This is a genomic window from Bacillus cereus group sp. N14, from assembly GCF_016483555.1.
Classification (GTDB): domain Bacteria; phylum Bacillota; class Bacilli; order Bacillales; family Bacillaceae_G; genus Bacillus_A; species Bacillus_A wiedmannii.
The window spans coordinates 18664-43435 of the sequence record NZ_JAEHBQ010000031.1; the positions used below are offsets into that span (position 1 = coordinate 18664).

Genomic DNA, 24772 nt, shown 5'->3' on the forward strand with positions numbered 1-24772 from the left:
AATCTACTGAAAAAGAATCTATTTTGATTAATTTTTTTTCAAATTAGATTCTTTTTATATTCCTTAGGGTAAGGGCGGGAGTAGATATTTTTAATCAAACTTTATTTTTAAACTACATAAATCCGGTATTTATATCAACTCAAAAAATATAAGTCAAAATTAAATAAGGAGAAATTTATAATGTTTATTAATGTTTTGTTAGGTATTGGAGTTATTTGTATAGTGGTTTTTGTTATTGTATTTATGCTAGCGAGGAAGGATATGAATAAAACGGATCCACAATATATTTTGTCGTATATTAAAGAAAACGCACAGAAGAATACATGTGCATTAATTATTAAAAAAAATGGTGAAATTCTATGTTCTATTAATGAAGATAAGAGGTTACCGTTAGCAAGTATGGTTAAATTAATAATTGCTATTGAATTTGCTAAACAAAGTGCTAACGGGATCATTAATGAAAACGAATATATTTCTTTAAGCGAATTAAAGAAATATTATATCAAAAACACAGATGGTGGCGCACATCCAAAATGGGAACAGGATATGATACAAAATAATCAGATTAAAAATGATTGTGTAACTTTACAGAATATAGCAAGGGGAATGTTACAATATAGTTCGAATGCGAATACAGAATATTTAATAAATATACTCGGAATTGAAAATATTAATCAAAATATAAGGGAATTAGGCCTTAAACAACATGAAGAAGTATATCCATTTGTGTCAGCTTTATATATTCCAGGATTCTTGCAGGAGAAATTTAATTTAAGTAAGAAGGAATTAGTAAAACATCTAAATAATCTCTCTCAAGAAGAATATAAGAAGTATGCGTTCAAAATAAATGAATTAATGAAAAATGAACATCAGCTGCCGAATTTGAATATGTTTTCACTAGACTTGCAAAAGAATTGGTCAAATCGTTTGACATCAGCAGCAGCTTCTGACTATATCTCTTTGCTAGAAAAAATTAATTCCAAAAATTATTATGATGAATTAGTGCATCAAAAATTGGACAAAATTCTAGAGACTGTAATAGAAAATGAACATAATAAAAAATTGTTTTTACATGCAGGACAAAAGGGTGGTTCTACTGCATTTGTTTTAACTAATGGCTTATATGCAACAAATAAAAAAGGCGATTCATTTGAAATTGTATTTATGGCAAACGAGTTAGATAGAATTGATGCTTTTAAGTTACGTAAGAATCTAAATGAATTTAATTTAAAAACATTAAAAAATGAAGAATTTAGGGGAAAGATAAAGATGGAATTGTCATGATAAAAGAGAAATTTGCATTCTATGTGCTATAGCCGTTTAGAATAGAAAGCACCTGACTTCTCTTGTCCGAGAATCTAAAAATAATGAGCCCATATTTTAAAGTGACAATAAAGTTTCTATAGTGTTTAAAGAAAAGAATGGACTATATGCTATATGTAAACGGTTATAATAGTTATGTTCATGAGTTTTGATCAATCTTTTTTATAAAAACTAAATGCAGATTTCTAACAAAAGACTCCATTTTGATTAATCTTTTTTCAAAATGGAGTCTTCTTATTTACCATATAATATGTGTTTGTGGAGCTTTTTTGATTAAACTTTATTTCAAATCAACAATAAACATTTCATTATTGTTTCTGCTATATTTAAAAGGCTCTTTTCTAATACAATAAGAAACGCAAAAGAACTTGTAGTGATTCCTACAAGTTCTTTTTGTTTAAGGTGAATACACGGGACAAACAAACTATCTTACAGATTCATCATAGAAACTACAGGGGTAATGCTTTGACAAGCATATTATATAACAAATATTAACATCCATAGATTTTAATTTTGAAAATTATGTGAATTAAGAAAACAGAATGGTATATCATTTTCTCTTCCTAAAAAATCTATTTAGTTATTTTGTATAAATAACTTTAAATTAATAAATATATCATAATAAATTAGTAAAAATATAGATATAGGTAAATAGAGAAGAATATACGAATTATTACTTATTAATCAGCATTTAAATCGGAATATAATTTACTATTTTTCGATGAATTTATAGTTGTAGTGAAATATAATTTTCCAATCAATCTTAAACTAGAAAAGTGTACATTTCGAAACACTTTACAGACATATCCAGGATTACTTTTATCTTTAGATATATGAAAATAAAAAATATTCGTAAAGTTATACCTTTATAAACCAAATGCTTTTTACAACTAATAAATCAATTTTTTTTGATTTATTAGTTGTAAAAGTAATGAAAGACGTATATATTATAAATATCAAAAAAAATTGATGAAAGGAAATTACCATGAAAGAAATTAAATTGTACACTCAATCAACTGCCAAAACCTTTGAAACGTATGAAAAAAAGTTTAAAGCATTGGCAGATCAAAAAAGGTTACACATTTTGTACGAATTGTGTCAGCGTGGAGAAACTTGTGTATGTGATTTAACTGGTGTTCTTGAATTACCACAATCAAAACTTTCATATCATTTAAAACTTTTACTTGATGCGAACCTTATTACGAAAGAAACAAAAGGAACATGGAGTTACTATAACATTAATAAAAAAGAAGTAGACGCACTATTATCTGAGCAATTATGCTGTATATTTCGTCCTATGTCATAATTATGGTTGGGACGAAAGAGCATTTTAATATACTTTAAATCAATTTTTTTTGATTAATATAGCTTTTGAGAGATGATTAGACCTAATTATTCGTTCTGGTTTTTAAATCAACTTTTTTTGATTAAAATAATTAATTTAAAACTTTACACTTATAAATTTAGAGAAAATAAGGGGGATTTTTTATGAAACCTATTCAACTTTCATTTAAAGTACAAGATTGTTGTGGAACTGACAATCAGACACTACAAAACAATATTGATGTACAGAGATTAAAAAAGTTACCAGTTGCCATTATTGGGGGAGGTCCTGTAGGTTTAGCGGCAGCTGCACATTTAGCCAAAAATGGTGAATCATTTATCTTATTAGAAGCTGGAGGAAATATAGGATCAAACATTCTTACATGGGGCCATGTACGGCTATTCTCGCCTTGGCAATATAATATAGATAAAGCGGCTTTGGCTCTCCTTGAACAGCATGGTTGGGAATCACCAGACATAAAAGCATTACCAACAGGAAAAGAAATTGTAGAACAATACTTACAGCCGCTTGCGAACCTTCCAGAAATTAAACCATTTATCCACTTAAATACTAAAGTACTATCTATAGGTAGGAAAGATACAGATAAAATGAAAACAGCGAATCGTGAAAAAATGCCATTCATGATCTATACAGAAAAAGAAGGTGTACTTCAAATTTATGAAGCTAGAGCGGTGTTAGATGCTTCAGGTACATGGGGAAATCCGAATCCTGCAAATTCTAATGGTATTTGGTTGAAAGAAGAACAATCTCTCAAAAAACATATTTTTTATGGGATTCTAGATATTTTAGGGAAAGAGCAAACACGATATGCAAATAAGCGAGTAGCCGTTGTTGGAAGTGGTCATTCCGCAATCAATGCTTTATTGGAGTTAGCTACATTAAAAGAATCCAATCCAAAAACTAATATTGTTTGGATCATGAGGAAACAACGTGCGGAAGAAGCCTATGGTGGAGAGGAAAAAGATGCTCTTGAAGCACGTGGTACCTTAGGTAGCCGTATTCATCAATTAGTTGATGAAGGGAGTGTGGAAGTAATCACACCATATAAAATTCAACACGTAGTTAGAACAAAAGATGGAATGGACATTGTAGGTCATCAAGAAGAACAAGAAATAAAAATTAATGATGTTCATGAGATGATTGTAAATACAGGTAATCGTCCTAACTTATCTATAATAAGTGAAATCCGTACTTCTATTGATTCTGCTACTGAAAGCGTAGCAACATTAGCACCACTTATTGATCCTAATTTGCATAGCTGTGGTACAGTTCGACCTCATGGTGAAAAAGAACTTCGCCAACCGGAAAAAGACTTCTACATTGTGGGCTCAAAGAGTTATGGTAGGGCACCGACATTTCTAATGGCAACAGGTTATGAACAAGTTAGATCTATCGTCGCATATCTTACTGGAGATTATGAATCAGCAGAAAAAGTTGAACTTGATTTGCCGGAGACGGGTGTTTGTAGCGTAAATTTAAGTTCTAACAAGGTAAATGATTCATGTTGTGGAACAGATTCGTGTTCTTAAGAAAAGTACCTGTAAGGAGTAGTAATTTATATTACATCTCCTTACAGAATAATTAAGTTTGAAAGGAGAACACAATGAAATGATTATTAATCATGCAGGTAATTTGAAAAAGAGTTATTTTTTATCCTATATGCGATTAATAATGAATGCCCACCAATGTAACGTTGAAAAAGCAAAAGATTATCTTTTTCAAAGTATGTTTGGACTCCAAGTTAATAGTTTAGGAGAGGAAACTTATCAGAATTTCCTTGAAGCTTATCAGGAATTGAAGCAACCTAATTAAATACATTTTAAAAGGGCTTATGCAGTACGGACAATTGATTGACAAGTAAATGAATATTCACATGGAATTTTTTCATATATTAATGAATTTAGAGACTGTCATCGTTTTATCGTTGAGCGCATCGATATCGAATTCAATGTATGCTGTAAGTTCTCAGAGAAATAATTCCTTTTCTTTATTAGTTGCAAAATGCAAATAAAATCAAAAGGTGGAATAAAGATGAAAGAAATATTAGATTCCATTGTAATCGGAGGAGGGCAAGCTGGTCTTGCATCCGGTTATCACCTTCAAAAAAAGGGATTACAATTTTTAATATTAGAAGCGAGTGAACAGACTGCAGGATCTTGGCCTTGCTATTATGATAGTCTGAAATTGTTTTCTCCGGCACTCTTTTCATCGTTACCTGGAATGAAATTCCCCGCGCATCCCAATGAGTATCCTACGAGAAATGAAGTAATTGATTACTTGCAAAATTACGCGGAAAAATTCCAACTGCCAGTAATGACAAATCAGCGAGTTGTATCTGTAGAAAGAGAAGATGAAATATTTAAAGTTCAAACAGTCTCTGGAAAGACATTTCTGACTAGAACTATTATAAATGCAACTGGCTCTTTCCACAGTCCGTTTAATCCGATAATAAAGGATCAAGAGAAATTCAAGGGGAATATTATACATTCCGCTATGTATCGGAGTCCGAATCATTATATCAATCAAAGAGTAGTGGTGGTGGGGCGGAGAAATTCAGCTGTCCAAATTGCGCTTGAACTGGCCGATGTAAGTAGAGTATCTTTAGCTGTACGAAAGCCTGTTCAACTCATGAAACAAAAAGTGTGGGGAAAGGATTTACATTTTTGGCTTAAGGTATTAGGCATAGATACCTTTCCGTTTTGGCGATTTGGAAAAACAGCACCGAGTTCAGGTGGAGTCATCGATTTAGGTGATTACAAGGAACGATTAGCTAGGGGGAATCCAGATCAAAAGCCTATGTTTACATCTTTTTATACTGATGGTGTAGTTTGGCCGGATGGGAAGAAAGAGCCAATCGATACGGTCATTTTTGCAACGGACTATCATCCTAATCTCTCTTACTTCAATGCTATTGGAGCACCGGACTCAGAAGGAAACCCTTTACAAATAGCTGGTGTAAGTACAGAAGTCCAAGGGGTGTATTATGTTGGCTTAGAAGGTCAGCGTTCGTTTTCTTCCGCGACATTAAGGGGAGTCGGATCAGATGCTAAATTTGTTGTGGGAAAGCTAATAAGCTACTTAAAAATATGAGGTGAATAAGGGGTATAAGGGAGAGATAAGTATGGAGATTAGAAAAGCAATTGAACAAGATCTACAGGAAATTATGACTATTTATAATGAGGGTATCGAGGATCGTATTGCGACTTTAGAGACAGAAATAAAAACAGATAAATATGTGATGGAATGGCTATTTCAACGAGAAAAAAGGTATTCGGTAATTGTCATGGAAGAGAATTCTCATATTGTCGGTTGGGCTTCCATTAATCCATATAGTCATCGATGTGCTTATCGTGGTGTAGGGGAACTATCTATATACATAAAGAGAGAATATCGTGGGAAAGGTTTGGGACAGAAGTTACTTTTAGCTTTAGAAAAGACCGGACAGCAAAATGAATTCTATAAATTTGTCTTGTTTACTTTTTCTTTTAATAATCTAGGTCAAGGCTTATATCGTAAAATGGGTTATCGTGAAGTAGGAGTGTTTGAAAAGCAGGGTGTAATGGACGGAGAACATGTTGATGTGATGATTATTGAGAAATTATTATCTGTAGAATAAATAACGGTGTATCAGCAGTTTAAAAGGTAAAGGTATTTACACATTAGATGCAATGAATATGTAAATACCTTTAGTATGTAGTTTGTTACGATTTTGTATTTTAGAAATCAACTGAAAAATTTATTAGTATCTATCAATGTACTTTAGAAAAACAACTAAATGATATATGTCATATTCTTTTGCTTTATATGTGAAATAACTCTCATGGGTAATATGGCCATAAAAGATTAGACTCTTAGCGTATTTGTAAGCTGAACTACCTTTTATATAGACATATAATTATTTACTTATGATATGATTTTAAAAAGTGCTTAGGAATTATTTATTAAAAAGAATGGGGGGACAGGCTTGTTAGATCAATTGTTCATTGTAAGTATATATCTTTTGATAATTTACATGTGCACATATGTTACACTCGAATATCGGAAAAATAAAATTAGTAAGCAGCATTTTCTGATATGGTTAATATTTATCTTTTTAACAGGACCTATAGGATTTATCATTTATATCTTTTGGGATAAGAAAAAGAGTACAAATTTTAAATAAGGAAATTCAATGTAAAGATTCTGTAAAGGTGAGAGTTTTCAGTTGAACATATAAGTAAATAGTTATATACTTATTTAGAAAGTGAGAATAAAGTAAATTGAAGGAATAATACATTTTATTTTTACACAACATATAAGCATATGCTTATGTAATTATAATGAGGTAGGTGTAGATATGGAAAAAACAGTTGTAGAGGTAACAAGAGCATCCCAATTACTGAAACTATTAGGAGATAAAACAAGATTAACAATTGTATCAATCCTTAAACAACGTGAATGCTGTGTCTGTGAACTTCTTGAAGTATTTGATATGAGTCAACCTTCTATCAGTCAGCATCTTCGAAAGTTAAAGGATTTAGGTTTAGTGCAGGAGGAGCGTAGAGGTCAGTGGATTTATTATTCTTTAAATCAAGCAAGTGATTTATACACTCTTATAGAAGATATTTTAGCACATGTACCAGACCAAACAGAGAAAATTAAACAAATTGTGAAGAGCAATCCTACACTCCGGTGTGGTTGTTAATAAATAGTTAGAAAGGGAAGTGAGAAGGATGAGCAACACGGGGAAAAAACGTCTATCTTTCCTAGATCGATATCTAACCCTTTGGATTTTTCTCGCAATGGCAGTAGGGATTGGAGTTGGATATCTATCACCTGGATTCGTTGATGGAATGAATAGTCTACAGGTAGGAACAACTTCTATTCCACTTGCGATTGGCTTAATTTTAATGATGTACCCGCCACTCGCTAAAGTACGCTACGAAGAAATGGGACGCGTTTTTAAAGATGTAAAAGTATTAGTATTATCACTGGTACAAAACTGGATTATCGGTCCTGTATTGATGTTTGCTTTGGCTGTTATATTCTTACCGGATAAGCCGGAATATATGGTGGGCTTAATCATGATAGGTTTAGCTCGTTGTATTGCGATGGTTATCGTATGGAATGACTTAGCGAAAGGTGATACAGAATATGCGGCAGGATTAGTAGCATTTAACTCTGTATTTCAAATGTTATTTTTCTCAGTATATGCTTATGTGTTTGTAACAGTTATTCCAGAATGGTTAGGAATTGAAGGTGCTGTTGTAGATATTACAATGGCAGAGGTTGCAAAATCAGTGTTTATATATTTAGGAATTCCATTCATCGCAGGAATGCTAACACGCTTAATTTTTGTAAAAACGAAAGGACGAGAATGGTATGAAAAAGTATTCATTCCAAAGATTAGTCCAATTACTTTAATCGCATTACTATTTACAATCATTGTGATGTTCTCTCTAAAAGGAGAAGTGATTGTTAGCGTACCATTTGATGTTGTACGTATTGCAATTCCATTGCTCATTTATTTTGTAATCATGTTCTTTGTCTCTTTCTTTATGGGCAAAAAAATCGGTGCAAGTTACGGGGTATCAACAACATTAGCGTTTACAGCTGGAAGTAATAACTTTGAACTAGCGATTGCAGTAGCTGTAGGTGTATTTGGAATTCAGTCAGGTGCAGCGTTTGCAGCAGTTATCGGACCTTTAGTCGAGGTTCCAGTTATGATAGCACTTGTCAATGTTGCGCTTTGGTTCCAACGTAAATACTTTCAAACACAACCAAAATAACTATTCATAAAAGGTGGAATTATCATGGAAAACAAAAAAACAATTTACTTCTTATGCACAGGAAACTCTTGTCGTAGCCAAATGGCAGAAGCTTGGGGCAAAAAATATTTAGGTGACAAATGGAATGTACTTTCTGCAGGTATTGAGGCACACGGAGTAAATCCGAATGCAATTAAAGCAATGAAAGAAGTAGACATTGATATTACGGACCAAACATCTGATATCATTGACCGTGACATTTTAGACAAAGCAGATTTAGTTGTAACACTTTGTGGTCACGCAAATGATGTATGTCCGACAACACCACCTCATGTAAAACGAGTTCACTGGGGATTTGATGATCCAGCGGGTCAAGAATGGTCTGTATTCCAAAGAGTTCGTGATGAAATTGGCGCACGCATTAAAAAGTATGCTGAAACAGGAGAATAATTGAAAACAAAATAGGCCGAGAATTCTTTCTCGGCTTTTTTATAAAGAAGGGGAGAAATCAGAGATGAAAAAGATTGAAATTTTTGATCCTGCAATGTGTTGTTCTACCGGAGTTTGCGGTCCAAGTGTTGATCCAGAGTTAATTCGTATTTCAGTTGCTGTTAACAACTTGAAGAATAGAGGAATTGATGTGACTCGTTATAATTTGGCAAGTGAACCAGATGCATTTGCCAATAATGTTGTTATGAGTCAACTATTAACAGATAAAGGACCAGACGTGTTACCTGTAACTTTGGTAGATGGAAAAGTAGTAAAAGAAAAAGGTCACCTTACAAATGAAGAACTTGCCCAATTAACAGATGTAACAAAAGAAGAGTTGAGTCAAAAGCCAGTCGTACGTTTAAAGCTAAACGTGAAAAAATAGAGAAAGAAGTGAAAGGCAATGACAAACTTATATAATCCAAACACAATAGCATTCACACCATTTTTATTCTTTACTGGTAAAGGCGGAGTTGGAAAAACATCTACTGCATGTGCAACAGCTATTACGTTAGCTGATATGGGGAAACAAGTTTTATTAATAAGTACTGACCCAGCTTCTAATTTACAAGATGTGTTCGAAATAGAACTTACGAATAAACCGAAAGAAATTCCAAGTGTTCCGAATCTACAAGTAGCTAACTTGGATCCTGAAACAGCAGCCCATGAATATAAAGAACGTGTTGTTGGTCCATACCGTGGAAAGCTCCCAGATGCTGTTATTGCAACGATGGAAGAGCAATTATCCGGAGCTTGCACAGTAGAAATGGCTGCATTTGATGAATTTTCTACGTTACTTACAAATAAAGAATTAACATCGAAATTCGATCACATTATATTTGATACAGCGCCAACAGGTCATACGTTACGTCTTCTTCAACTTCCTACGGCTTGGAGTGGTTTCCTAGAAGAAAGTACTCATGGAGCTTCTTGTTTAGGACCATTGGCAGGGCTTGGTGATAAAAAAGAGTTATATAGTCAAACGGTTCAGGCGCTATCTAATCCGAACCAAACAATGTTATTGCTTGTTACACGACCAGATAGTTCTCCATTGCAAGAAGCGGAACGAGCAGCTCATGAATTAAAAGAAATTGGTGTTAGTAATCAATTTCTACTAGTAAATGGGGTCTTGAAAGACTATGTGCAAAATGATGATGTCTCAACTGCATTGTTCAAGAGACAATCACGCGCGTTAGAGAACATGGCAAAAGAATTAAAAAATCTTCCTACTTATGAAATTCCATTAGTACCATTTAATGTTACTGGTTTAGAGAATATGAGAAAACTGGTTCAACCAATGGAAAATCTCTCGATTTCGAACGAAGAAGCAAATACCGTCTCTATTCCTTCACTTCAGTCATTGATTACTAATCTTTCAGAGTCAGGCAAACGAGTAATTTTTACAATGGGGAAAGGTGGTGTCGGAAAGACTACTGTAGCTTCTACAATTGCAGTTGGTCTGGCTGAAAAAGGACACCATGTACACTTAACTACAACTGATCCCGCAGCACATATTGATTATGTCATGCATGGAGAACAAGGGAATATTACAATAAGTCGAATTGATCCAAAAGTAGAAGTTGAAAACTATCGTAAGGAAGTCATAGAGCAAGCAAAAGATACGGTTGACGAAGAAGGTTTAGCGTATTTAGAAGAAGATTTACGTTCTCCTTGTACAGAAGAAATCGCAGTTTTCCGTGCTTTAGCGGATATTGTTGAAAGAGCAAATGATGAAATTGTAGTTATTGATACAGCGCCAACAGGTCATACGTTATTGTTGTTAGATGCGGCACAAACGTATCATAAGGAAATTGCACGTTCTTCCGGTGAAGTACCACAGTCCGTGAAGAACTTATTACCACGTTTGCGTAATCCGGAAGAAACAAGTGTTGTAATTGTAACGCTTGCAGAAGCGACACCAGTTCATGAAGCAAGCCGTCTACAAGAAGACTTAAAACGTGCGGATATTACTCCAAAATGGTGGGTTATCAATCAAAGTTTTTACGCAACACATACAAGCGTTTTAGTGTTAAGAGGAAGAGCGCAGTCTGAAATACAGTGGATTCAAGCGGTACAAAAGGAATCACAAAATAACTGTGTTATCATTCCTTGGCAATCGGAAGATATTGTAGGGTATGACAAGCTTAAAGATTTAGTAAAATAAAACATTTTTAATTAGTTACTATGAAGGGGAGAAATGAAAATGAATATTACAGATAAAGCAAAAGCGTTTATTGAAACTGCTATGAAAGAAAATGGTGTTTCAACATTACGTTTTACATTTGATGGTGCTGGATGCTGTGGTCCTAGCTACGGTATTAATTTAGGCGAAGCACAAGAAAATGATGTCAAAGAAACAGTAAACGGTATTCAAGTTGCTATGGATCCAAAGGTTGTTGAACTTGTAAATACATTGACACTAGACTATGTAGAAGATCAACAAGGTGCAGGCCTTGTAATAAGTGGCGGATCGAATTGCTGCTAAATTCTAAATAAGAGGAGACTAACAAACATGACGAACTATCACGAACTTGTAAAAGGAAAAGTATATATTGGTGGAGTAGACGCTATACAAGATGCAGTAAAAAAGCACGGGATTACAGAGGTTTTTGACTTGCGTGCTGGAGGAGAAGAACCAGAAGGGTTTCCAGCTGAAGCTAAGCGACATGCTTATCCAATTGTAGAAGGTGTAGAGGGACAAGATGAATCAGTGAGAAATGCCATTGGGGCAGTTAAAGAAGCTGTAGAAAAAGGGGGAAAAGTATTCTTCCATTGTTCCGGTGGACGAAATCGTACAGGTACAGTTGCAACTGGGTTATTAGTAGAATTAGGGCATGCATCTAACGTAGAAGAAGCTGAACAAAAAGCTAAAGAAATCCGTTCAAGTATTAATATCAAACCAGAAATGATACAAGTATTGAAACGTCTATACTAAACAGTTATCCGAGCCTCAAAAAACAAAGTTTTTTGAGGCCTTTTATATAGTTAGGATGGATATATAAGAGAAGGGGAGATTGAAAACAAGAGAATTACTGACTACTGTTGGTTTGAAACAAAGTTGAACTGTTTATAAAAAAGTCGCACCGTTTTGAAAAAAGTTTAACCGTTTATAAAAATGATGAACCGAAATCTATCTGTGATTTCGATTTTTTTCTTTTTGAGCTAACAGAGAAGATTAATTATCAAATTAAGGTAAATGTAGTATTGTTGTGATATTAGTTTAAAAACAAGGAGCTGTTAAAATGACATATCAGTTCGTTTTAACATTTATTGTTACTTTTGTATTTATAGGAGTTATCGGCTTCATAGTTAATACCTACTTGTTTAAAGAAAAAAGAAACAAGGGAAAAGGATTTGTCATCTACCTTTTTCAAAGTTTTATAATTGCAGTTCTTCTTACTTGGTTTCTCTAGAGGTTAATCAATAACAGGTGCTGTAGTTGAACCATCAACACAAAAAACGATTAAACTTTTTTATAAAAAAGTAATTGGTTAGAATATTTTAAGAACCTGTTTTTATTAATCTTTTTTCAAAACAGGCTCTTTCTTTTTGTTCGTTTATCAAGGCCATTTGTATTAATTTGAACAAACTTTATTTTAAAACAACAACTACATCACAAAGGGGGGCATATCACATTAACGGGAGATTATGTATAGAACTTAAAGAAAAAAATAAACCTTACTAATCTACTTCCATTACGAGATAAGGATTCAATGAAAAATTAACCGGTTCTTTACGTATAGTGAACCGGTTAATTTTCATCTAAATTCCACATGAAATTTAGTGTCAATTATTCCAAAAGTAACTTTACAGGGGAATGGATTTTTCCCTGTTGAAGCAGTACGCATACAAGAAAGTACCCAATATTCCAGTTCTAAAGGTAAGCGGTAAAATTGAATGCTACCATTATTATTTTTTACTGATACGATTGGTGTATTTACCCTGGTTGTAGCGAAACCGTCTGTTGTTATCATTGCTGCGGCATCATTATTATGAAAACCAGCACTTAAAACCTCGTAAATCATTCCATCTTTTTTATTGATAATCATAGGTATACTTAAATAGGGATAGTTATTTATATCGTTATGAATAACTGCTCTTGCTGTATTCCTTCTTAGCTGATTCCCTTGCATTTTATACACTCCTTTATAACAATTCAAATCTGATCACTTAAATCTATTCTATTTTACGTCTATTATATTAGAAAATCGTAGTGTCATCTTATTACGAAAAGCATCGGTACATATGACAGCACTATTTTGCTGGTCAATACCAACAACAGTCATATAGCTAGAGAGTAAATAACCATCTTCATAATATGTAATTAGTATTTCTTCTTCAGATAATAAGGAACATAACAACATGTTCTCGATCAGTTCTTTTTCTTTAGCGGTTAAGATCGGCCGAGTTACTTTGTTTTTCTCCTTAATGATTTCACGAATACCAGCAAACTGTTCAGGCATTGCTGCAAACGGAGTCCATTTGACCATTTTTCTTCCTTTTGGCATATTAGCATTGTTCAAGATTTATGTCCCCCTAAAAGTGTGTTTCTGTATCTAGCTGTAGCGCTATGCGTGTAGGAAATCCCTCGTAAAATACTGTTCTTCCCAAACTTTGTGCGTATTTCATCCATTACTTTTGTTAACTTCATTTCTTGTTCTCGCTGCGTGACATCATCAAAAAGAGAAATTTGTTCTTCTCCTTCCCGAAGTAGGTTTGTTAAGGATATGTTTATGCTGCGGAGGGGTTCACCAGTATATTGTTGATGCAAAAAGTATGTACAAATCTTATAAATATCCATTGTTAGGTTAGTTGGACGACTTAAAGTATGTGTTTTTCTAATACCACCGTTATAACTCTTACTATAACCAACTGAAAAATGAACGGTTTGAGCAAGTTTGTTTTGTCTTCTAAGCCGATAACAAACTTCTTCAATATGTTCCAGTAGAATAATCGGAAATTCTTCTATTGTGTAGTCACGCATTAGGATTTGGCTTTTTCCAATAGAAGTTGTGGCAGGAACATATTTTTCTGAAATGCGACTAAAGTCAATTCCGTGGCTATGTAAGTGTAATTCTTCTCCAATCTTGCCGAAGCTCTGTTTTAAGTATTTAAGGGGGTAATTGGCTAAATCTCCAATAGAGTGTATTCCCTTTCGATTTAACTTTTCTTCTGTTTTATATGATATGCCCCAAAATTTATTAAGTGGTCGTATGCTCCATAGTTTTGCAGGTACATCCTCGTACTTCCAAAAAGCAATCCCGTCTTTGTTCTTCTTAGCTTCAATGTCTAAAGCAACCTTACTGATTAATGGGTTAGGAGCAATTCCAATGGTACATTCAACTCGTGTATGATCGTATATTTCACGTTTGAATTTCATAGCGAATTCGTATGGATCTTGGGCGAATAAATGGACGCTATCTGTAATGTCCATGAAAAATTCGTCAATGCTGTATTGGTGAAAATCCTCAATCGGAACGTATTGTAAAGCTAATTTTGTTATGTAATTTGAGCATTTTATATAAGTGCCCATGATTGGGTTTACCACAAGAATGTCTTTGCGTCGTGGTATTTCGTACAACCTTGCCATTTTCTTAACACCTAATGCCTTTAGTGGTGGTGTTGCAGCTAAAACAATGGAACCACTCCTGTTTACGTCTCCTACTACAGCTAATTTGGTATGTAGTGGGTCTAATCCCATCTTGATACAGGACACGCTTGCATAAAAGCTACGAAGATCTACACATAAAACAATTCGATTTGGCAAGATTGAGTAATCATACACCGTTATGCCTCTTTTGGTGAGAACGCATGTTCTTATTATACACGAATGTACGTTCTTTTATGAAGTGGTTTTTGTAAAAAAATAAAACTGACTCTAGTTAGCCAGTTTTTACATATCCCAAAAGTCGGTGGATTTAACATTGGGTTTTATTTGCCTAATAACTTTTAAAATCTTTTTCATTACAGTTGGACTAGGTATGTATTCTTTATCATTGCACGCCTTTGAAACTGTAGGACGACTTAATTTTGCGGTCTTTTCTAAATCATTTTGGGTGAAGCCATTCCGATCTAAAAAATCACCTAATTTCGTTCGGTTTTTCCCTCCGAATTTCCAAAACACTTAAATCCCTCCTGAACCTATTTTCAACATTGTGGACATAAATGTAAAAAACTATTCGCATAGACGGAAAAAGTTTTTTACATAATGTACAAGCTGTCCACAATATGATGTATCAAAGCAGCTACCACGGTATTTATTAAGATAGAAGAATACGAGGTTACCAAAGTAAGTTGCGAATGATTACCACAGTATTTATCAAGATTTCTACCAAGGTAAAACTACCACGGTATTAAGTAGATGAAGCTATGTAATATCTACATTCTAAATTCTGTTTATAAAGGGGGTATTTAAATGCGTGCTAGGAAAGAAACAATTCCTTTTCGCGAGTTTATGGATCGGTCATACAAAGATACAGAAAAGAAAATTCGTAAATACAATTCATTAAGTCCTTTCGCATTCCTTCATATGTCGGATCAGGTATTACATACTTACATTGCATTAGGAGTTATGGGAACGACTTTAATCGGAGCAGTCATGTTAGAAAAATACTTGGTGCGACATGACTATATATCAGCAGCTAAATTTGTAAGCGAAGGTATTTATCACGGCACGCGAATTGGTGGAGTTTGCTTGATTGGATATGTATTTGTTCGTATCGTAATCATGTTTTAAGGAGGGAAGGGAGTAATGGGGATTATAAAGGAGTGGCTTCGTACGCAAAGGTTAAAGAATCAGCTTATGGAGGTGTTCGGAAAAGCAGGTTTATATACGGAACATCAAACGCGTGGGGGCAAAGTGCCTATTTATCCAAAGGTACATAATGTTTCTTCTTCAGCAGAAAGCGTGAGGTATGTTTTTACCATACCAAACGGATTAGATCCACAGAAGATTGAAAAGAAGTGGTTTTGTTTTCAGCAAATATTAGGACGGAATATTATGATTGAAGGGGATGTGAAAAAGTTTGTACTACATGTATTCCGTTCAGATGCTGGACTAAAATCATACAATTACTGTTATAAAGAATGGCAGCCATTATTAAAAGAATACCGTCTTCCTGTTGTGGTTGGCCGGGATCAATTTGGAAAAACGATTACGTACGATATGGTTGATTCCAATACACCACACTTATTAATAGCAGGGGAAACGGGAAGCGGGAAAAGTAGTATGGTACGTGTTGTACTATCCACACTCATTCAATATATGTCTCCTGATACGTTGCATTTGTATCTTGGTGATTTAAAAAACTCTGAATTTCATTTCTTGCGAAGAGTGAAGCATGTAAAAGAAGTTTGTATGGAAGAAATTGAAATGAAAATAATGCTTCAAAAGGTGTGGAAGGAAATTAGAGAACGAAGAAAACTTATGGAAGAATATGAGGTTGATCATATTGATGCGTACAACAAATTAAATCCAGATCATCAAAAACCATATATTCTACTTGCTATCGATGAAGTGGCCATGCTAAAAGATGAAAAAGAGTGTATGACTACAATTGAAAAGATTTCAGCAGTCGGTCGATCACTTGGAGTTTTTCTTATGCTTAGTATGCAGCGGCCAGATGCGAAAGTGTTAGATGGTAAGTTAAAGCTCAATATGACCGTAAGAATCGGCTTTAAATGTGATAGTGCAATTAATAGTAATATCATGGGTACTCCTGGTTCAGAGCATTTAGAGCTATCAGGCCAAATGATTTTAAAACGAAATGGATTAAAGAAAGTGCAAGCTCCTTATTTGGAATTAAGTAAGGCGAAACAAATTGTTGAACCATATCGCATGCCTAAAGAGGAGAAAATACTCCAGAATTCATCGCAAGAAGAAATTTCGTTATTTGGGGTGTTAGATGATGAAGAGTAGAGATAAAGGAATTTTGAATGATTTGAATCGATTTAGATGCATGTCCCGTGACGATATTATTGACTTGCATTTTCAAGAATTAAAGAATGCGGTAACTTGCTGTAATACGGTTATGAAACGATTAAGAAGAGATGGCCATGTTGATGCTAATGTTTCGCAGCACCCATACATTTATTTTCCGCAACCGAGTTCTATCAGAAAGACAAGTCAAAAAATCCCTCATTTCCTTGGTATTGTGGACGTATACAAACAACTCGTTCATTATGAAAATCCTAAACTATTCAAAGTTGAACCAAAGTATGGGAAAGAATATATGGAGCCGGATGCTTTTACTATATGGCGTAGATCACCATTCTTTATTGAAGTTCAAAAGTCAGTGTACAGTAAAAAAATAATGCAAGATAAGATAAATAGATATGAGTTATACTTCCATAGCCAAGAATGGCATAATGAATATTGGCAGCCGAAAGCTTCTAAATTTTTTCCTTCAATCCTTATCATTACTGACAAACATTACGATGTTCAATCTCCTTATTTCCGTATATTCCAGGCAAATTCTATAGAACGTTTTATAAATAATTTAGCGGTAAAATCATAAAGAAAGCCTGCATAGTGCAGAGCTTTTTTCTTTTCAGTAATGTATTAAGCCATGTGTGATGCTGATTGTTAGAAGGCGGTAAATGAGGGAAGTTAATTTGAAACAAGTCATGAAATAGTAAAGAACATGAAGAAGAAAGTAATCCTTCAAATGATTTTCAATGGTTAAGCAAATATTTCATTGTATAGCGTCTAGGGGGATAATATCTCATTTGTAAGTATTTCTGTAGTTAATTTTGTTATCTTACGAAAATGTAATGTTGACGTTGTATCTTTTGAATAAAGTTTGATTAAATTAACTTAATAAATCTTGATAAAAGAGCGAATAGAAAAAGCGTGTTTTGAAAAAAAGATTGATCAAAATACGCTTTTTCTATATTTAATTGAATCATCCTTTTATAAAAAAGTTTGATAATTTTTGTGAACCTTACTCAATTAAAGCGCCCGATTATTGAAGTTCGGTTTTAGACTAATCCACTTCACATATATACATTATGAAGCTTCAGGATGAAGACTGCTGCCACGATAAGAAGGGACACCGTCAGAAAAGTAACTGCGAACGCGCTTTGCCCACTTGCGTACAAAGCTGCGGAAGCAACAATGAACACAACCAGCTTAAGCGTAGTTCGTATGGGGAAGGAGAAGATGGGGAGCGACGCCTTCGGAGAGAGAAACATACCCCATAGAGTTGCTATGACTAGTGGCGTGGCAACCGCGAGTATAATTTTGACCGCTGCCCCTGTCTTGATATGATAACCCCAGTAACTGAACGCAGCCATTGCACCAAGCTCCAGTAGAAAGAATCCGGTGAGGACGCTAACACCTATCCATTTTATTTCCATCCGACTCTTCCTCCCAATAAAAAGAATTAAGAAACTAATGTTAATTTTTTATATACAATATGCTTCGGCCATATTCTAAATTCCTGCCCATTAACTTAATAAAAATTATTTCAAAATTCCGTGATTTGAGTAATCTCTTTATTCCAGAAAATGGCCCAATAAAAGAAGACGGCTTCTTACTTAAGAATGGCGCCCTTTTGTTGAACATTATTTAAAAATATCTTCTAATTTTTCTTTTAATATTAATTTGGTCTTACCCAGATTGAATTGAGAATTATCAAGCCAAATTTTCTTCATATCAAGATTGTCGTAGATTTTTTTTTCGAGCAACTTCATCGCTTCTAACACCTCAATAGTTCCATCCACTCCATAAAATTTGTGGTTTTCTCCATAACCCTGTTTAGTATAATATTCGATAAATCCCTCCGACCATGCTTTTGGTCGTTCATCTAAAGCTCTTTTAAAGGAAGTTTCAAGGTTGTTTTGATTTACATATATTAATAATGGATTTAAACTTTTTATGGTCTCGGCTAACCCTAAAACGTAGTCCGAAACCTCTTCCATCGATCTATTATATTTGACCAATCCGATAGTCAATGGGTTTTGCATAAAACAACATTCAAATACATAAGGTGAATTTTCACGAAGTGCCTTTTTACCAAAACCATTCCATCTTTCCGTTATAAGTTCTACATTTTTTTCAAATGAAAGTTCATAAATATCACGAGTACAAATCTCATTGAATAGCTGATGAGATATTTGTTTTCCGTATTTTTCTTTCATTTTAACATACGGAATAAAACACCCGTTTTCTTTCATCACCACATTATTTTTCAGCATTTGTTGGTACTCAGGGTATTCCTCTAGAAGTCTCCCATATTCGTTTTTATCAAAAAAAGCGACACTTTCATAATCAGCAGGGTGATCCAAATTGCCTTCTAAAAAGAGTTGGGCATTCAACCCTTGTTTTTTCATAAGCTCATGTACAAGTTTTGCAATAGTTGTTTTTCCAGATCCAGGTAAACCTTCGATCAAAATTAATTTTGTATTCATATTGGCTCCTTTGTTTAATTCTTTTTCAGTTAAATGGCCCTTATAGGGCATAAAGGGCACAATGCTGCAATCGCGCCCGATTCTGGAAGATTTCAAAAACGTTTATTTTTCTTTTAACATTGAATACTTTCGATAAACTTTATAGAAAATGCTAGCCAAAAAAACAAACAGAAGTGTGGGAGACAACTTCACAAGGACAAATGGAGTTTCAAATAAAAATGCCTTCCAAAATAATGAATCTTTCATACTCCAAAGACCTTCATGATATAATCCCGAATCCTTGTAAAACATATAAGAATAAGCTAAACACAGCGTACCAAACCAAAATGAATAACCCATTAATCTTTTATAATAATTATCCTTTGATTGGCGATCCGAGAAGATTTCATTTTGATCATCATCTTCTTTTTGCCAATACCGTATTCCACTAAGCCGGGGCCCCTTTATATAGTTCCAACCGAAATCCTTATATATCCCTTTGTATTCAACCAACTTTTTCTTAGGTAAATAATCTTGATAATCAAGTCTCATAACATATCTCTTGTCAGTTTTTTCGAAAGTGTATATTCCTAATCCACTAATATTTGTACAACGATAGCCCTTTTGTAATTGCTCGTTCAGCCATTGCTCCTCTTTTTCAATATCAAAAAACATCTTAAATTTTTTCATTGGATTCACTTCTTTCGTACAGAGATAAAATATGTAATAACCTGTTTTGTTCCATTTTCAAAATGGCGCTTCCTTCTGCAGTTATCATATAAACTTTTCTTCGACCTAACTCTCCAACAGGTTCAATCCAACCATGCTTATTCAAGTTTTCAATCGCACCGTATAATGTACCAGCTGCTAAAATAACAGTACCTTTACTTATCTTTTCTATCTTCTGCATTACGGCATAGCCATGGAGTGGCTCACGCATAGCTAATAAAATATAATGCATTGTTTCAGACAACGGTAATAATTTATGTTTCATATCCTCACCCTTTATTCAGTTCGACTATATAGTTCAACTTAATAACAACTTAATACAGTTCAACTGAATAGTCAACAACATTTCCGGAATTTGTCAAAGGATCTTAAAGTAAATAGCTTGATAACAAGGGGGAAATCTATCTAAAAAGACACTTTCCTTACGTAAGGGAAAGCGACTTTTTGTGTAGTCTTATTCAATTAAATGGCCCGATTGTTGAACAAAGAAATACTCTACAAAACAGGTCTTTTTATCAATCTTTTTTAAAAATCATTGAACTTTATTACAAATTATCAAACTTTATTCTAAACCTACAGACGTTATGTTTTTGAATTTCTCTTCAAACGAAAACAGATTAAGAATACAGTATAATAGAAAATTAAAGAGGTGAACAACATGAAAAGATATATTGCACTTTTTAGTATTTTGGTTGTATTTGCAAGTCTTTTAGTTGGTTGTGATATCAACCGTATGGATAAAGATGAATATTACGTTCAAATTACAATGGATGGAAAAGAGGGAGTTTCAAAATCTATGGATGGTGAAGTGATGGGAAAGGAGTATGAATATATATTATCGGGCTTTGATAAGGAAGGTAAAGAAAAGGAGTTAGAATTTACTGCGCAAAAGAATCTTCGTAAAGAAGCATTCCTACGTGTATATCATTCAGATGAAAAGGTGTAACAGCTTGGGAAGAAGTGCAGAAAGACGAGCTTCCTACGAAAGTGAAAGCAAAATTGGGTTTGAAATAATCAGTTATTTGTGATGGTGGATTCTCCTATGTGGAGGGCTCACCGTTTTTTCTTATATTTTATCTTGTAGTTTTCTATATAAAGCATATCAAAAAGATAGGGTAAATCTTCTTCTAGAATGATATCTCCATAATTAATAACTTGTATGATAACCTCTCGATTATCACTATATCCATTCATATCTACAACTTGTCCCACATATTCGTTTGTACCAATATCTTTTTAAAGTGCTCTAAAAATGCACTTTATCTTTTCTTTATTTTATCTTTATCTTATCTTTAAATTTTTATATTAAACTTTAAACCTAAAAGAAATAAATTTGAGTCTGAAAGGGGCAGAGAAATAGATGATGATTATTATATATTTTGTAAATAACCAACCGCCATTGAAAAATTGAATTTCTTATACGAGGAGAAATATATGAAGGATATGAGTAAAAAACAAATGATTATATTATTCCTTATTAGTATTTTAGGTTTAGGAACAATGCTTGGAATACTATATATTAATCATAAAACTAATGTTCAACAAAATAAAGCGCTCGCTACCGAAAAGCGTGTATTGCAATATGAGTCTACTTTGAAAAAAGAATTAGAAAAATATAATTTAGGAGGGAAAACAGCAGTTTTATTAGGAATTATGTACCAAGAGAGTAGAGGTGAGGGAAACGACCCTATGCAGTCATCTGAATCACTTGGATTAAAGCCAAATGAAATTCAAGAGACAAGCTTGAGCATTGAACAAGGGGTAAAACACTTTGCTAAAATGTACAAATATGGAACGGAAAAAGATGTTAGCATGGATGCAATTATTCAAAGCTATAATATGGGACCAGGGTATATTGATTTTATTGCCAGTCAAGAAGTTAAACAACACTCGGAAGATTCGGCTAAAAAGTTTTCTAAGATGAAAGTTGATCAAAATCCAGCGATGTACACTTGTGGTGGAAATAAAAATAATTTTAGGTATCCATATTGTTATGGTGATTTCACATATGCCACAAAGGTGAATGAAAAAACAAAACTTATTGAAGAACTTCTTCGAAATGTACATAACTCTTCTAAATAAGCTGCAGAATGAAATATATATCAACAATAAAATATTAGGATATAACTTATATTTTAGGTAATTATATTTATCAATGTGACGGTATCCTATATGAAAAATCTCGATCTTATTTCTATAGGATGAAGTAAGATCGAGACTCTTTTGTTGTTTACTTGATGGATAATGGAATGGTAACCAAAAATTGTACGCCTTGTTTGGTATTATTCATAGAATACGTGATAGAAAGGGATTCAAAAATTTGTTTTACAATATATAATCCTAAGCCACTCCCTCCAGTATTTCGATTTCTCGATTTCTCCACTCGATAAAATGGTTTGAAAATATGTTGTATATCTTCTTCTTTAATTTTGACACCTGTATTGATGACTTGCATTTGGATGTTGTTTTGTTTAGAATCCTTGGTTAACTTTATATAGACTTTTTCGTTATGAGGTGAATACATAATCGCATTATGAATGATGTTTTTACAGGCTTTTTCTAAAAGAACACAATCTGTATAAACAAAAATGTCAGAATCGACTTCTTTTATTATTTGAATTTCTTTTTGAGAAGCAAAAAATTCGAGGTCTTTTGTGATTGTACCTATTAACTTCGAAAGATTTATTTCTTCTACTTGTGGTTTAAAGGTATGTTGTTCTAGTTTTGACGTGCTTAAAATTTCGCGAACCAGTTGTTCCATATTTCCAATTATTTGATGATTTTTCTTTAAATATTGGTCACGATTTTGATAAGGGCCGATATTATATATCATCCCTTCTAAGTAACCTTTCATAACAGTAAGAGGAGTTTTTAATTCATGTGCTACAATAGCAAAGAATTCCCTTCGCTTTGCCTCTATTTCTCTTTCTTTTTCAATATCGCTTTTCAATTGATGATTCGCTTTTTGTAAATCAAAAATTGCCTGTTGTAAATTTATGGACATATCATTCAAGCTATTGGACAATTCCCCTAATTCATCCATAGAACGAACCTCAATTTTTTCGGAGAAATCCAAGTTTGCCATCTTTTGTGCACCTTCATTAATATAAATAAGTGGTTTAGTAATAAATTTTGAATAGAGATAAGCACTTCCTAAACCAATAACCAGTACAATGATACTAATATAGGGTAGAAAACGTACCAAGACCTGTGAAGCTTCATCAATCGGTTGAAATGTTGCGAACACCACAAGCGTTAAGTTAACATCTTGGAATTGTATTGGCTTGGTAGCCTCATATGAATTACGAGATTGAGCCAAACCCTTTATTGGTACTGTTGTAACAAAACCTTTTGCTGGAGTACCCCCCTGAACAGTACCCCTTTGAATAGTACTCCCTTGAATAGTACTTTGAAGAAAAGTAAAAGAAGGAGTATAAATAATTGTTCCCTCATTATCTTGAAGGTAGATCACTGCATTATTTTTTTGTGCGTATTCATCAACAAGTGGTGTTGCATTTTGAAGCGTAAGATCTTTAGATTTATCAATTATTTCTTCGATTCCCGTTTGAAGCTGATCTGTTTTGTATTTCTCATAAAATTTAGGGAGAAAGAAGTATAAAGTTACATAAATCAGGGTTGCAAAGGCTAACAAAATGAGGGATGTAGTCATAAAGAGTTTATAGGTAATTCTCTTCATCTTCATGATTTTTACAATCCTATTCATCGATTTTATAACCAATGCCCTTTACTGTTTTAATATAGGGTATATCTAATTTTTTTCGTATGTTTTTCATATGCGTATCAATCATTCGTGTGTCTCCTGCATACTCATATCCCCAAATTTTTTCTACGATATTTTCTCTTGTGAGTACCTTTTTTTCATTTTGAAGTAGTAGTTGTAAAATTTCGAATTCTTTTGTCGTTAGGGGAACCTCAACTTTATTTACATATACTTTATATGCATCGCCATCGACATGTAGTTCTCTAAATACAAAATGATTATCCGTACTTTGATTATTACTTCTTCTCAGTACTGCTTCGACTCGTCTCATCAAAACATGAAAAGAAAAAGGTTTCGTGATATAATCATCGATTCCAAGATCAAATCCTTTCATTTGATCTTGTTCTTCTTCTAGCGCAGTTAGCATAATAATTGGTATATTTGACTGACTTCGAATCATTTTGGCAACTTCAAATCCATTCAGGTTTGGCATCATCACATCTAGAAGAATTAAATCGAAGGACTGCTTATTAAATTGTTTCATGCCCTCTAATCCATCTGATGCAACTATAACCTTATACTGTTGTGTCATTAAAAATTGTTTGATTAATTCTTGTATTTCTTGATCATCTTCTACCACCAAAATGTGATAGTTCTTCATAATATCACCTCTTGTAGTCATTATAACCTTCCAGTCTGGAGTTGATGTGGAGACGTATTAGAAACACGATAAAAACTTCACAAGAAAACTACATGTATTTCAAATCAGCTCCAGATGAATGAGATAGGTTATATACATAACAAGACAGAGGGAGGTAATCAAGATGTCACTGGAAGCAAACATCATTCTTTCTTTATTAGATGTACAACTGTGGATGGCCACTCATTCGAATAATGGTCGCATAAAAGAGAAAAAACAAAAATTGAAATTAGCGCCGTGCTTAAATAAATATACAAGTGTAAATAAAAGAAAACTATATAAGTCTAGTGAACAAAAATAGAGAGGATCAAATTGATTCTTTTTTTTTG

General features: G+C 33.5%; 28 protein-coding genes and 2 pseudogenes. 19 read left to right on the forward strand and 11 right to left on the reverse strand.

Annotated elements, in window-relative coordinates; genetic code table 11:
* Positions 1–180 precede the first annotated feature (180 nt).
* The 13 genes from JDS82_RS26690 to JDS82_RS26750 all read left to right on the forward strand — a co-directional run bounded on the left by JDS82_RS26690 (position 181) and on the right by JDS82_RS26750 (position 11839).
* Entirely contained in the window at positions 181–1284 is a 1104-nt protein-coding gene (locus JDS82_RS26690; RefSeq protein ID WP_199714194.1) for a serine hydrolase, read from the forward strand.
* A 1024-nt stretch (positions 1285–2308) separates the two neighbouring features.
* On the forward strand, positions 2309–2629 hold the full coding sequence (locus tag JDS82_RS26695) for an ArsR/SmtB family transcription factor (RefSeq protein WP_199714195.1): 321 nt from the start codon (positions 2309–2311) through the stop codon (positions 2627–2629).
* Between the two features lie 182 nt (positions 2630–2811).
* Complete coding sequence (locus JDS82_RS26700) at positions 2812–4197, forward strand: FAD-dependent oxidoreductase (protein WP_199714196.1); 1386 nt, start codon at positions 2812–2814, stop codon at positions 4195–4197.
* Positions 4198–4276: 79 nt separating this feature from the next.
* Entirely contained in the window at positions 4277–4480 is a 204-nt protein-coding gene (locus JDS82_RS26705; RefSeq protein ID WP_199709693.1) for a hypothetical protein, read from the forward strand.
* Between the two features lie 219 nt (positions 4481–4699).
* Positions 4700–5758, forward strand: a complete 1059-nt coding sequence (locus tag JDS82_RS26710; RefSeq protein ID WP_199714197.1) for a flavin-containing monooxygenase — start codon at positions 4700–4702, stop codon at positions 5756–5758.
* A gap of 31 nt (positions 5759–5789) precedes the next feature.
* Positions 5790–6284: an arsinothricin resistance N-acetyltransferase ArsN1 family A gene (locus JDS82_RS26715; protein WP_199714198.1), complete on the forward strand. Its 495-nt coding sequence runs from the start codon at positions 5790–5792 to the stop codon at positions 6282–6284.
* Positions 6285–7004: 720 nt separating this feature from the next.
* Positions 7005–7352 carry an ArsR/SmtB family transcription factor gene (locus JDS82_RS26720; protein WP_199714199.1) on the forward strand — a complete coding sequence of 116 codons (348 nt, stop codon included), beginning with the start codon at positions 7005–7007 and terminating at the stop codon, positions 7350–7352.
* 28 nt (positions 7353–7380) lie between these two features.
* The gene (gene arsB / locus JDS82_RS26725) at positions 7381–8436 is read left to right on the forward strand and encodes an ACR3 family arsenite efflux transporter (RefSeq protein WP_088038733.1); all 1056 of its coding nucleotides are present in this window, start codon (positions 7381–7383) and stop codon (positions 8434–8436) included.
* Positions 8437–8460: 24 nt separating this feature from the next.
* Entirely contained in the window at positions 8461–8865 is a 405-nt protein-coding gene (gene arsC / locus JDS82_RS26730) for an arsenate reductase (thioredoxin) (RefSeq protein ID WP_000428327.1), read from the forward strand.
* A 64-nt stretch (positions 8866–8929) separates the two neighbouring features.
* A complete protein-coding gene (arsD, locus tag JDS82_RS26735; RefSeq protein ID WP_199714200.1) occupies positions 8930–9289 on the forward strand; it encodes an arsenite efflux transporter metallochaperone ArsD in 360 nt (119 codons plus the stop codon).
* 18 nt (positions 9290–9307) lie between these two features.
* Positions 9308–11068 carry an arsenical pump-driving ATPase gene (gene arsA, locus JDS82_RS26740; RefSeq protein WP_199714201.1) on the forward strand — a complete coding sequence of 587 codons (1761 nt, stop codon included), beginning with the start codon at positions 9308–9310 and terminating at the stop codon, positions 11066–11068.
* A gap of 39 nt (positions 11069–11107) precedes the next feature.
* On the forward strand, positions 11108–11389 hold the full coding sequence (locus JDS82_RS26745) for a HesB/IscA family protein (RefSeq protein WP_199714202.1): 282 nt from the start codon (positions 11108–11110) through the stop codon (positions 11387–11389).
* Between the two features lie 27 nt (positions 11390–11416).
* Positions 11417–11839, forward strand: a complete 423-nt coding sequence (locus JDS82_RS26750; protein ID WP_199714203.1) for a protein-tyrosine phosphatase family protein — start codon at positions 11417–11419, stop codon at positions 11837–11839.
* An 823-nt stretch (positions 11840–12662) separates the two neighbouring features.
* Here JDS82_RS26750 and JDS82_RS26755 read toward each other — a convergent pair.
* The 4 genes from JDS82_RS26755 to JDS82_RS26770 all read right to left on the reverse strand — a co-directional run bounded on the left by JDS82_RS26755 (position 12663) and on the right by JDS82_RS26770 (position 15028).
* Entirely contained in the window at positions 12663–13037 is a 375-nt protein-coding gene (locus JDS82_RS26755; RefSeq protein WP_199714204.1) for a hypothetical protein, read from the reverse strand.
* 48 nt (positions 13038–13085) lie between these two features.
* The gene (locus tag JDS82_RS26760) at positions 13086–13427 is read right to left on the reverse strand and encodes a YolD-like family protein (RefSeq protein ID WP_199714205.1); all 342 of its coding nucleotides are present in this window, start codon (positions 13425–13427) and stop codon (positions 13086–13088) included.
* Positions 13424–14689, reverse strand: a complete 1266-nt coding sequence (locus tag JDS82_RS26765) for a Y-family DNA polymerase (protein ID WP_199714206.1) — start codon at positions 14687–14689, stop codon at positions 13424–13426. The genes JDS82_RS26760 and JDS82_RS26765 overlap by 4 nt, the downstream gene beginning before the upstream one ends.
* A 108-nt stretch (positions 14690–14797) precedes the next feature.
* Entirely contained in the window at positions 14798–15028 is a 231-nt protein-coding gene (locus JDS82_RS26770; RefSeq protein WP_002150963.1) for a helix-turn-helix domain-containing protein, read from the reverse strand.
* Between the two features lie 291 nt (positions 15029–15319).
* Between JDS82_RS26770 and JDS82_RS26775 the strand changes: the two genes are divergently transcribed.
* From JDS82_RS26775 to JDS82_RS26785, 3 genes are read left to right on the forward strand one after another with little or no spacing between them, the layout of a single operon-like run.
* Complete coding sequence (locus JDS82_RS26775; RefSeq protein ID WP_199714207.1) at positions 15320–15640, forward strand: hypothetical protein; 321 nt, start codon at positions 15320–15322, stop codon at positions 15638–15640.
* Between the two features lie 15 nt (positions 15641–15655).
* The gene (locus JDS82_RS26780) at positions 15656–16822 is read left to right on the forward strand and encodes an FtsK/SpoIIIE domain-containing protein (protein ID WP_199714208.1); all 1167 of its coding nucleotides are present in this window, start codon (positions 15656–15658) and stop codon (positions 16820–16822) included.
* A 22-nt stretch (positions 16823–16844) separates the two neighbouring features.
* A complete protein-coding gene (locus JDS82_RS26785; RefSeq protein ID WP_199714217.1) occupies positions 16845–17420 on the forward strand; it encodes a replication-relaxation family protein in 576 nt (191 codons plus the stop codon).
* 478 nt (positions 17421–17898) lie between these two features.
* Here the strand turns inward: JDS82_RS26785 and JDS82_RS26790 are convergent, their stop codons facing one another.
* The 4 genes from JDS82_RS26790 to JDS82_RS26805 all read right to left on the reverse strand — a co-directional run bounded on the left by JDS82_RS26790 (position 17899) and on the right by JDS82_RS26805 (position 20287).
* A complete protein-coding gene (locus JDS82_RS26790; protein ID WP_002162367.1) occupies positions 17899–18261 on the reverse strand; it encodes a YrdB family protein in 363 nt (120 codons plus the stop codon).
* Positions 18262–18468: 207 nt separating this feature from the next.
* Positions 18469–19314: a P-loop NTPase family protein gene (locus JDS82_RS26795; protein WP_199714209.1), complete on the reverse strand. Its 846-nt coding sequence runs from the start codon at positions 19312–19314 to the stop codon at positions 18469–18471.
* Positions 19315–19416: 102 nt separating this feature from the next.
* Positions 19417–19983 carry a DUF2812 domain-containing protein gene (locus JDS82_RS26800; RefSeq protein ID WP_199714210.1) on the reverse strand — a complete coding sequence of 189 codons (567 nt, stop codon included), beginning with the start codon at positions 19981–19983 and terminating at the stop codon, positions 19417–19419.
* A complete protein-coding gene (locus JDS82_RS26805; protein WP_002069545.1) occupies positions 19970–20287 on the reverse strand; it encodes a PadR family transcriptional regulator in 318 nt (105 codons plus the stop codon). Before JDS82_RS26805 ends, JDS82_RS26800 begins: the two co-directional genes overlap by 14 nt.
* A gap of 393 nt (positions 20288–20680) precedes the next feature.
* Between JDS82_RS26805 and JDS82_RS26810 the strand changes: the two are divergent.
* Positions 20681–21036 (forward strand): annotated as a pseudogene (locus tag JDS82_RS26810) (YxeA family protein).
* 78 nt (positions 21037–21114) lie between these two features.
* Here the strand turns inward: JDS82_RS26810 and JDS82_RS26815 are convergent.
* Positions 21115–21237, reverse strand: a pseudogene (locus JDS82_RS26815) (vancomycin resistance histidine kinase VanS); the annotation flags it as partial.
* A gap of 219 nt (positions 21238–21456) precedes the next feature.
* Between JDS82_RS26815 and JDS82_RS26820 the strand changes: the two are divergent.
* Entirely contained in the window at positions 21457–22104 is a 648-nt protein-coding gene (locus JDS82_RS26820; RefSeq protein WP_199714211.1) for a lysozyme family protein, read from the forward strand.
* Between the two features lie 148 nt (positions 22105–22252).
* Here the strand turns inward: JDS82_RS26820 and JDS82_RS26825 are convergent, their stop codons facing one another.
* Together JDS82_RS26825 and JDS82_RS26830 are read right to left on the reverse strand one after the other, a co-directional pair.
* Positions 22253–23725 carry a sensor histidine kinase gene (locus JDS82_RS26825; protein WP_199714212.1) on the reverse strand — a complete coding sequence of 491 codons (1473 nt, stop codon included), beginning with the start codon at positions 23723–23725 and terminating at the stop codon, positions 22253–22255.
* Between the two features lie 13 nt (positions 23726–23738).
* Positions 23739–24404, reverse strand: coding sequence for a response regulator transcription factor (locus JDS82_RS26830; RefSeq protein WP_002150943.1), 666 nt, complete (start codon positions 24402–24404; stop codon positions 23739–23741).
* A gap of 163 nt (positions 24405–24567) precedes the next feature.
* Here JDS82_RS26830 and JDS82_RS26835 point away from each other — a divergent pair, with 163 nt between their 5' ends.
* On the forward strand, positions 24568–24744 hold the full coding sequence (locus JDS82_RS26835; RefSeq protein ID WP_002150942.1) for a hypothetical protein: 177 nt from the start codon (positions 24568–24570) through the stop codon (positions 24742–24744).
* Positions 24745–24772 lie beyond the last annotated feature (28 nt).

Coding starts and splice junctions, on each gene's coding strand:
- JDS82_RS26715 (WP_199714198.1), top strand. CDS start 5,790: ATGGAGATTAGAAAAGCAATTGAACAAGATCTACAGGAAATTATGACT.
- JDS82_RS26790 (WP_002162367.1), bottom strand. CDS start 18,261: ATGGAAATAAAATGGATAGGTGTTAGCGTCCTCACCGGATTCTTTCTA.
- JDS82_RS26795 (WP_199714209.1), bottom strand. CDS start 19,314: ATGAATACAAAATTAATTTTGATCGAAGGTTTACCTGGATCTGGAAAA.
- JDS82_RS26745 (WP_199714202.1), top strand. CDS start 11,108: ATGAATATTACAGATAAAGCAAAAGCGTTTATTGAAACTGCTATGAAA.
- JDS82_RS26820 (WP_199714211.1), top strand. CDS start 21,457: ATGAAGGATATGAGTAAAAAACAAATGATTATATTATTCCTTATTAGT.
- JDS82_RS26830 (WP_002150943.1), bottom strand. CDS start 24,404: ATGAAGAACTATCACATTTTGGTGGTAGAAGATGATCAAGAAATACAA.
- arsA (WP_199714201.1), top strand. CDS start 9,308: ATGACAAACTTATATAATCCAAACACAATAGCATTCACACCATTTTTA.
- JDS82_RS26720 (WP_199714199.1), top strand. CDS start 7,005: ATGGAAAAAACAGTTGTAGAGGTAACAAGAGCATCCCAATTACTGAAA.
- arsC (WP_000428327.1), top strand. CDS start 8,461: ATGGAAAACAAAAAAACAATTTACTTCTTATGCACAGGAAACTCTTGT.
- JDS82_RS26805 (WP_002069545.1), bottom strand. CDS start 20,287: ATGAAACATAAATTATTACCGTTGTCTGAAACAATGCATTATATTTTA.
- JDS82_RS26705 (WP_199709693.1), top strand. CDS start 4,277: ATGATTATTAATCATGCAGGTAATTTGAAAAAGAGTTATTTTTTATCC.
- JDS82_RS26710 (WP_199714197.1), top strand. CDS start 4,700: ATGAAAGAAATATTAGATTCCATTGTAATCGGAGGAGGGCAAGCTGGT.
- JDS82_RS26750 (WP_199714203.1), top strand. CDS start 11,417: ATGACGAACTATCACGAACTTGTAAAAGGAAAAGTATATATTGGTGGA.
- JDS82_RS26695 (WP_199714195.1), top strand. CDS start 2,309: ATGAAAGAAATTAAATTGTACACTCAATCAACTGCCAAAACCTTTGAA.
- JDS82_RS26775 (WP_199714207.1), top strand. CDS start 15,320: ATGCGTGCTAGGAAAGAAACAATTCCTTTTCGCGAGTTTATGGATCGG.
- JDS82_RS26690 (WP_199714194.1), top strand. CDS start 181: ATGTTTATTAATGTTTTGTTAGGTATTGGAGTTATTTGTATAGTGGTT.
- JDS82_RS26825 (WP_199714212.1), bottom strand. CDS start 23,725: ATGAAGATGAAGAGAATTACCTATAAACTCTTTATGACTACATCCCTC.
- arsD (WP_199714200.1), top strand. CDS start 8,930: ATGAAAAAGATTGAAATTTTTGATCCTGCAATGTGTTGTTCTACCGGA.
- arsB (WP_088038733.1), top strand. CDS start 7,381: ATGAGCAACACGGGGAAAAAACGTCTATCTTTCCTAGATCGATATCTA.
- JDS82_RS26835 (WP_002150942.1), top strand. CDS start 24,568: ATGTCACTGGAAGCAAACATCATTCTTTCTTTATTAGATGTACAACTG.
- JDS82_RS26780 (WP_199714208.1), top strand. CDS start 15,656: ATGGGGATTATAAAGGAGTGGCTTCGTACGCAAAGGTTAAAGAATCAG.
- JDS82_RS26755 (WP_199714204.1), bottom strand. CDS start 13,037: ATGCAAGGGAATCAGCTAAGAAGGAATACAGCAAGAGCAGTTATTCAT.
- JDS82_RS26800 (WP_199714210.1), bottom strand. CDS start 19,983: ATGAAAAAATTTAAGATGTTTTTTGATATTGAAAAAGAGGAGCAATGG.
- JDS82_RS26700 (WP_199714196.1), top strand. CDS start 2,812: ATGAAACCTATTCAACTTTCATTTAAAGTACAAGATTGTTGTGGAACT.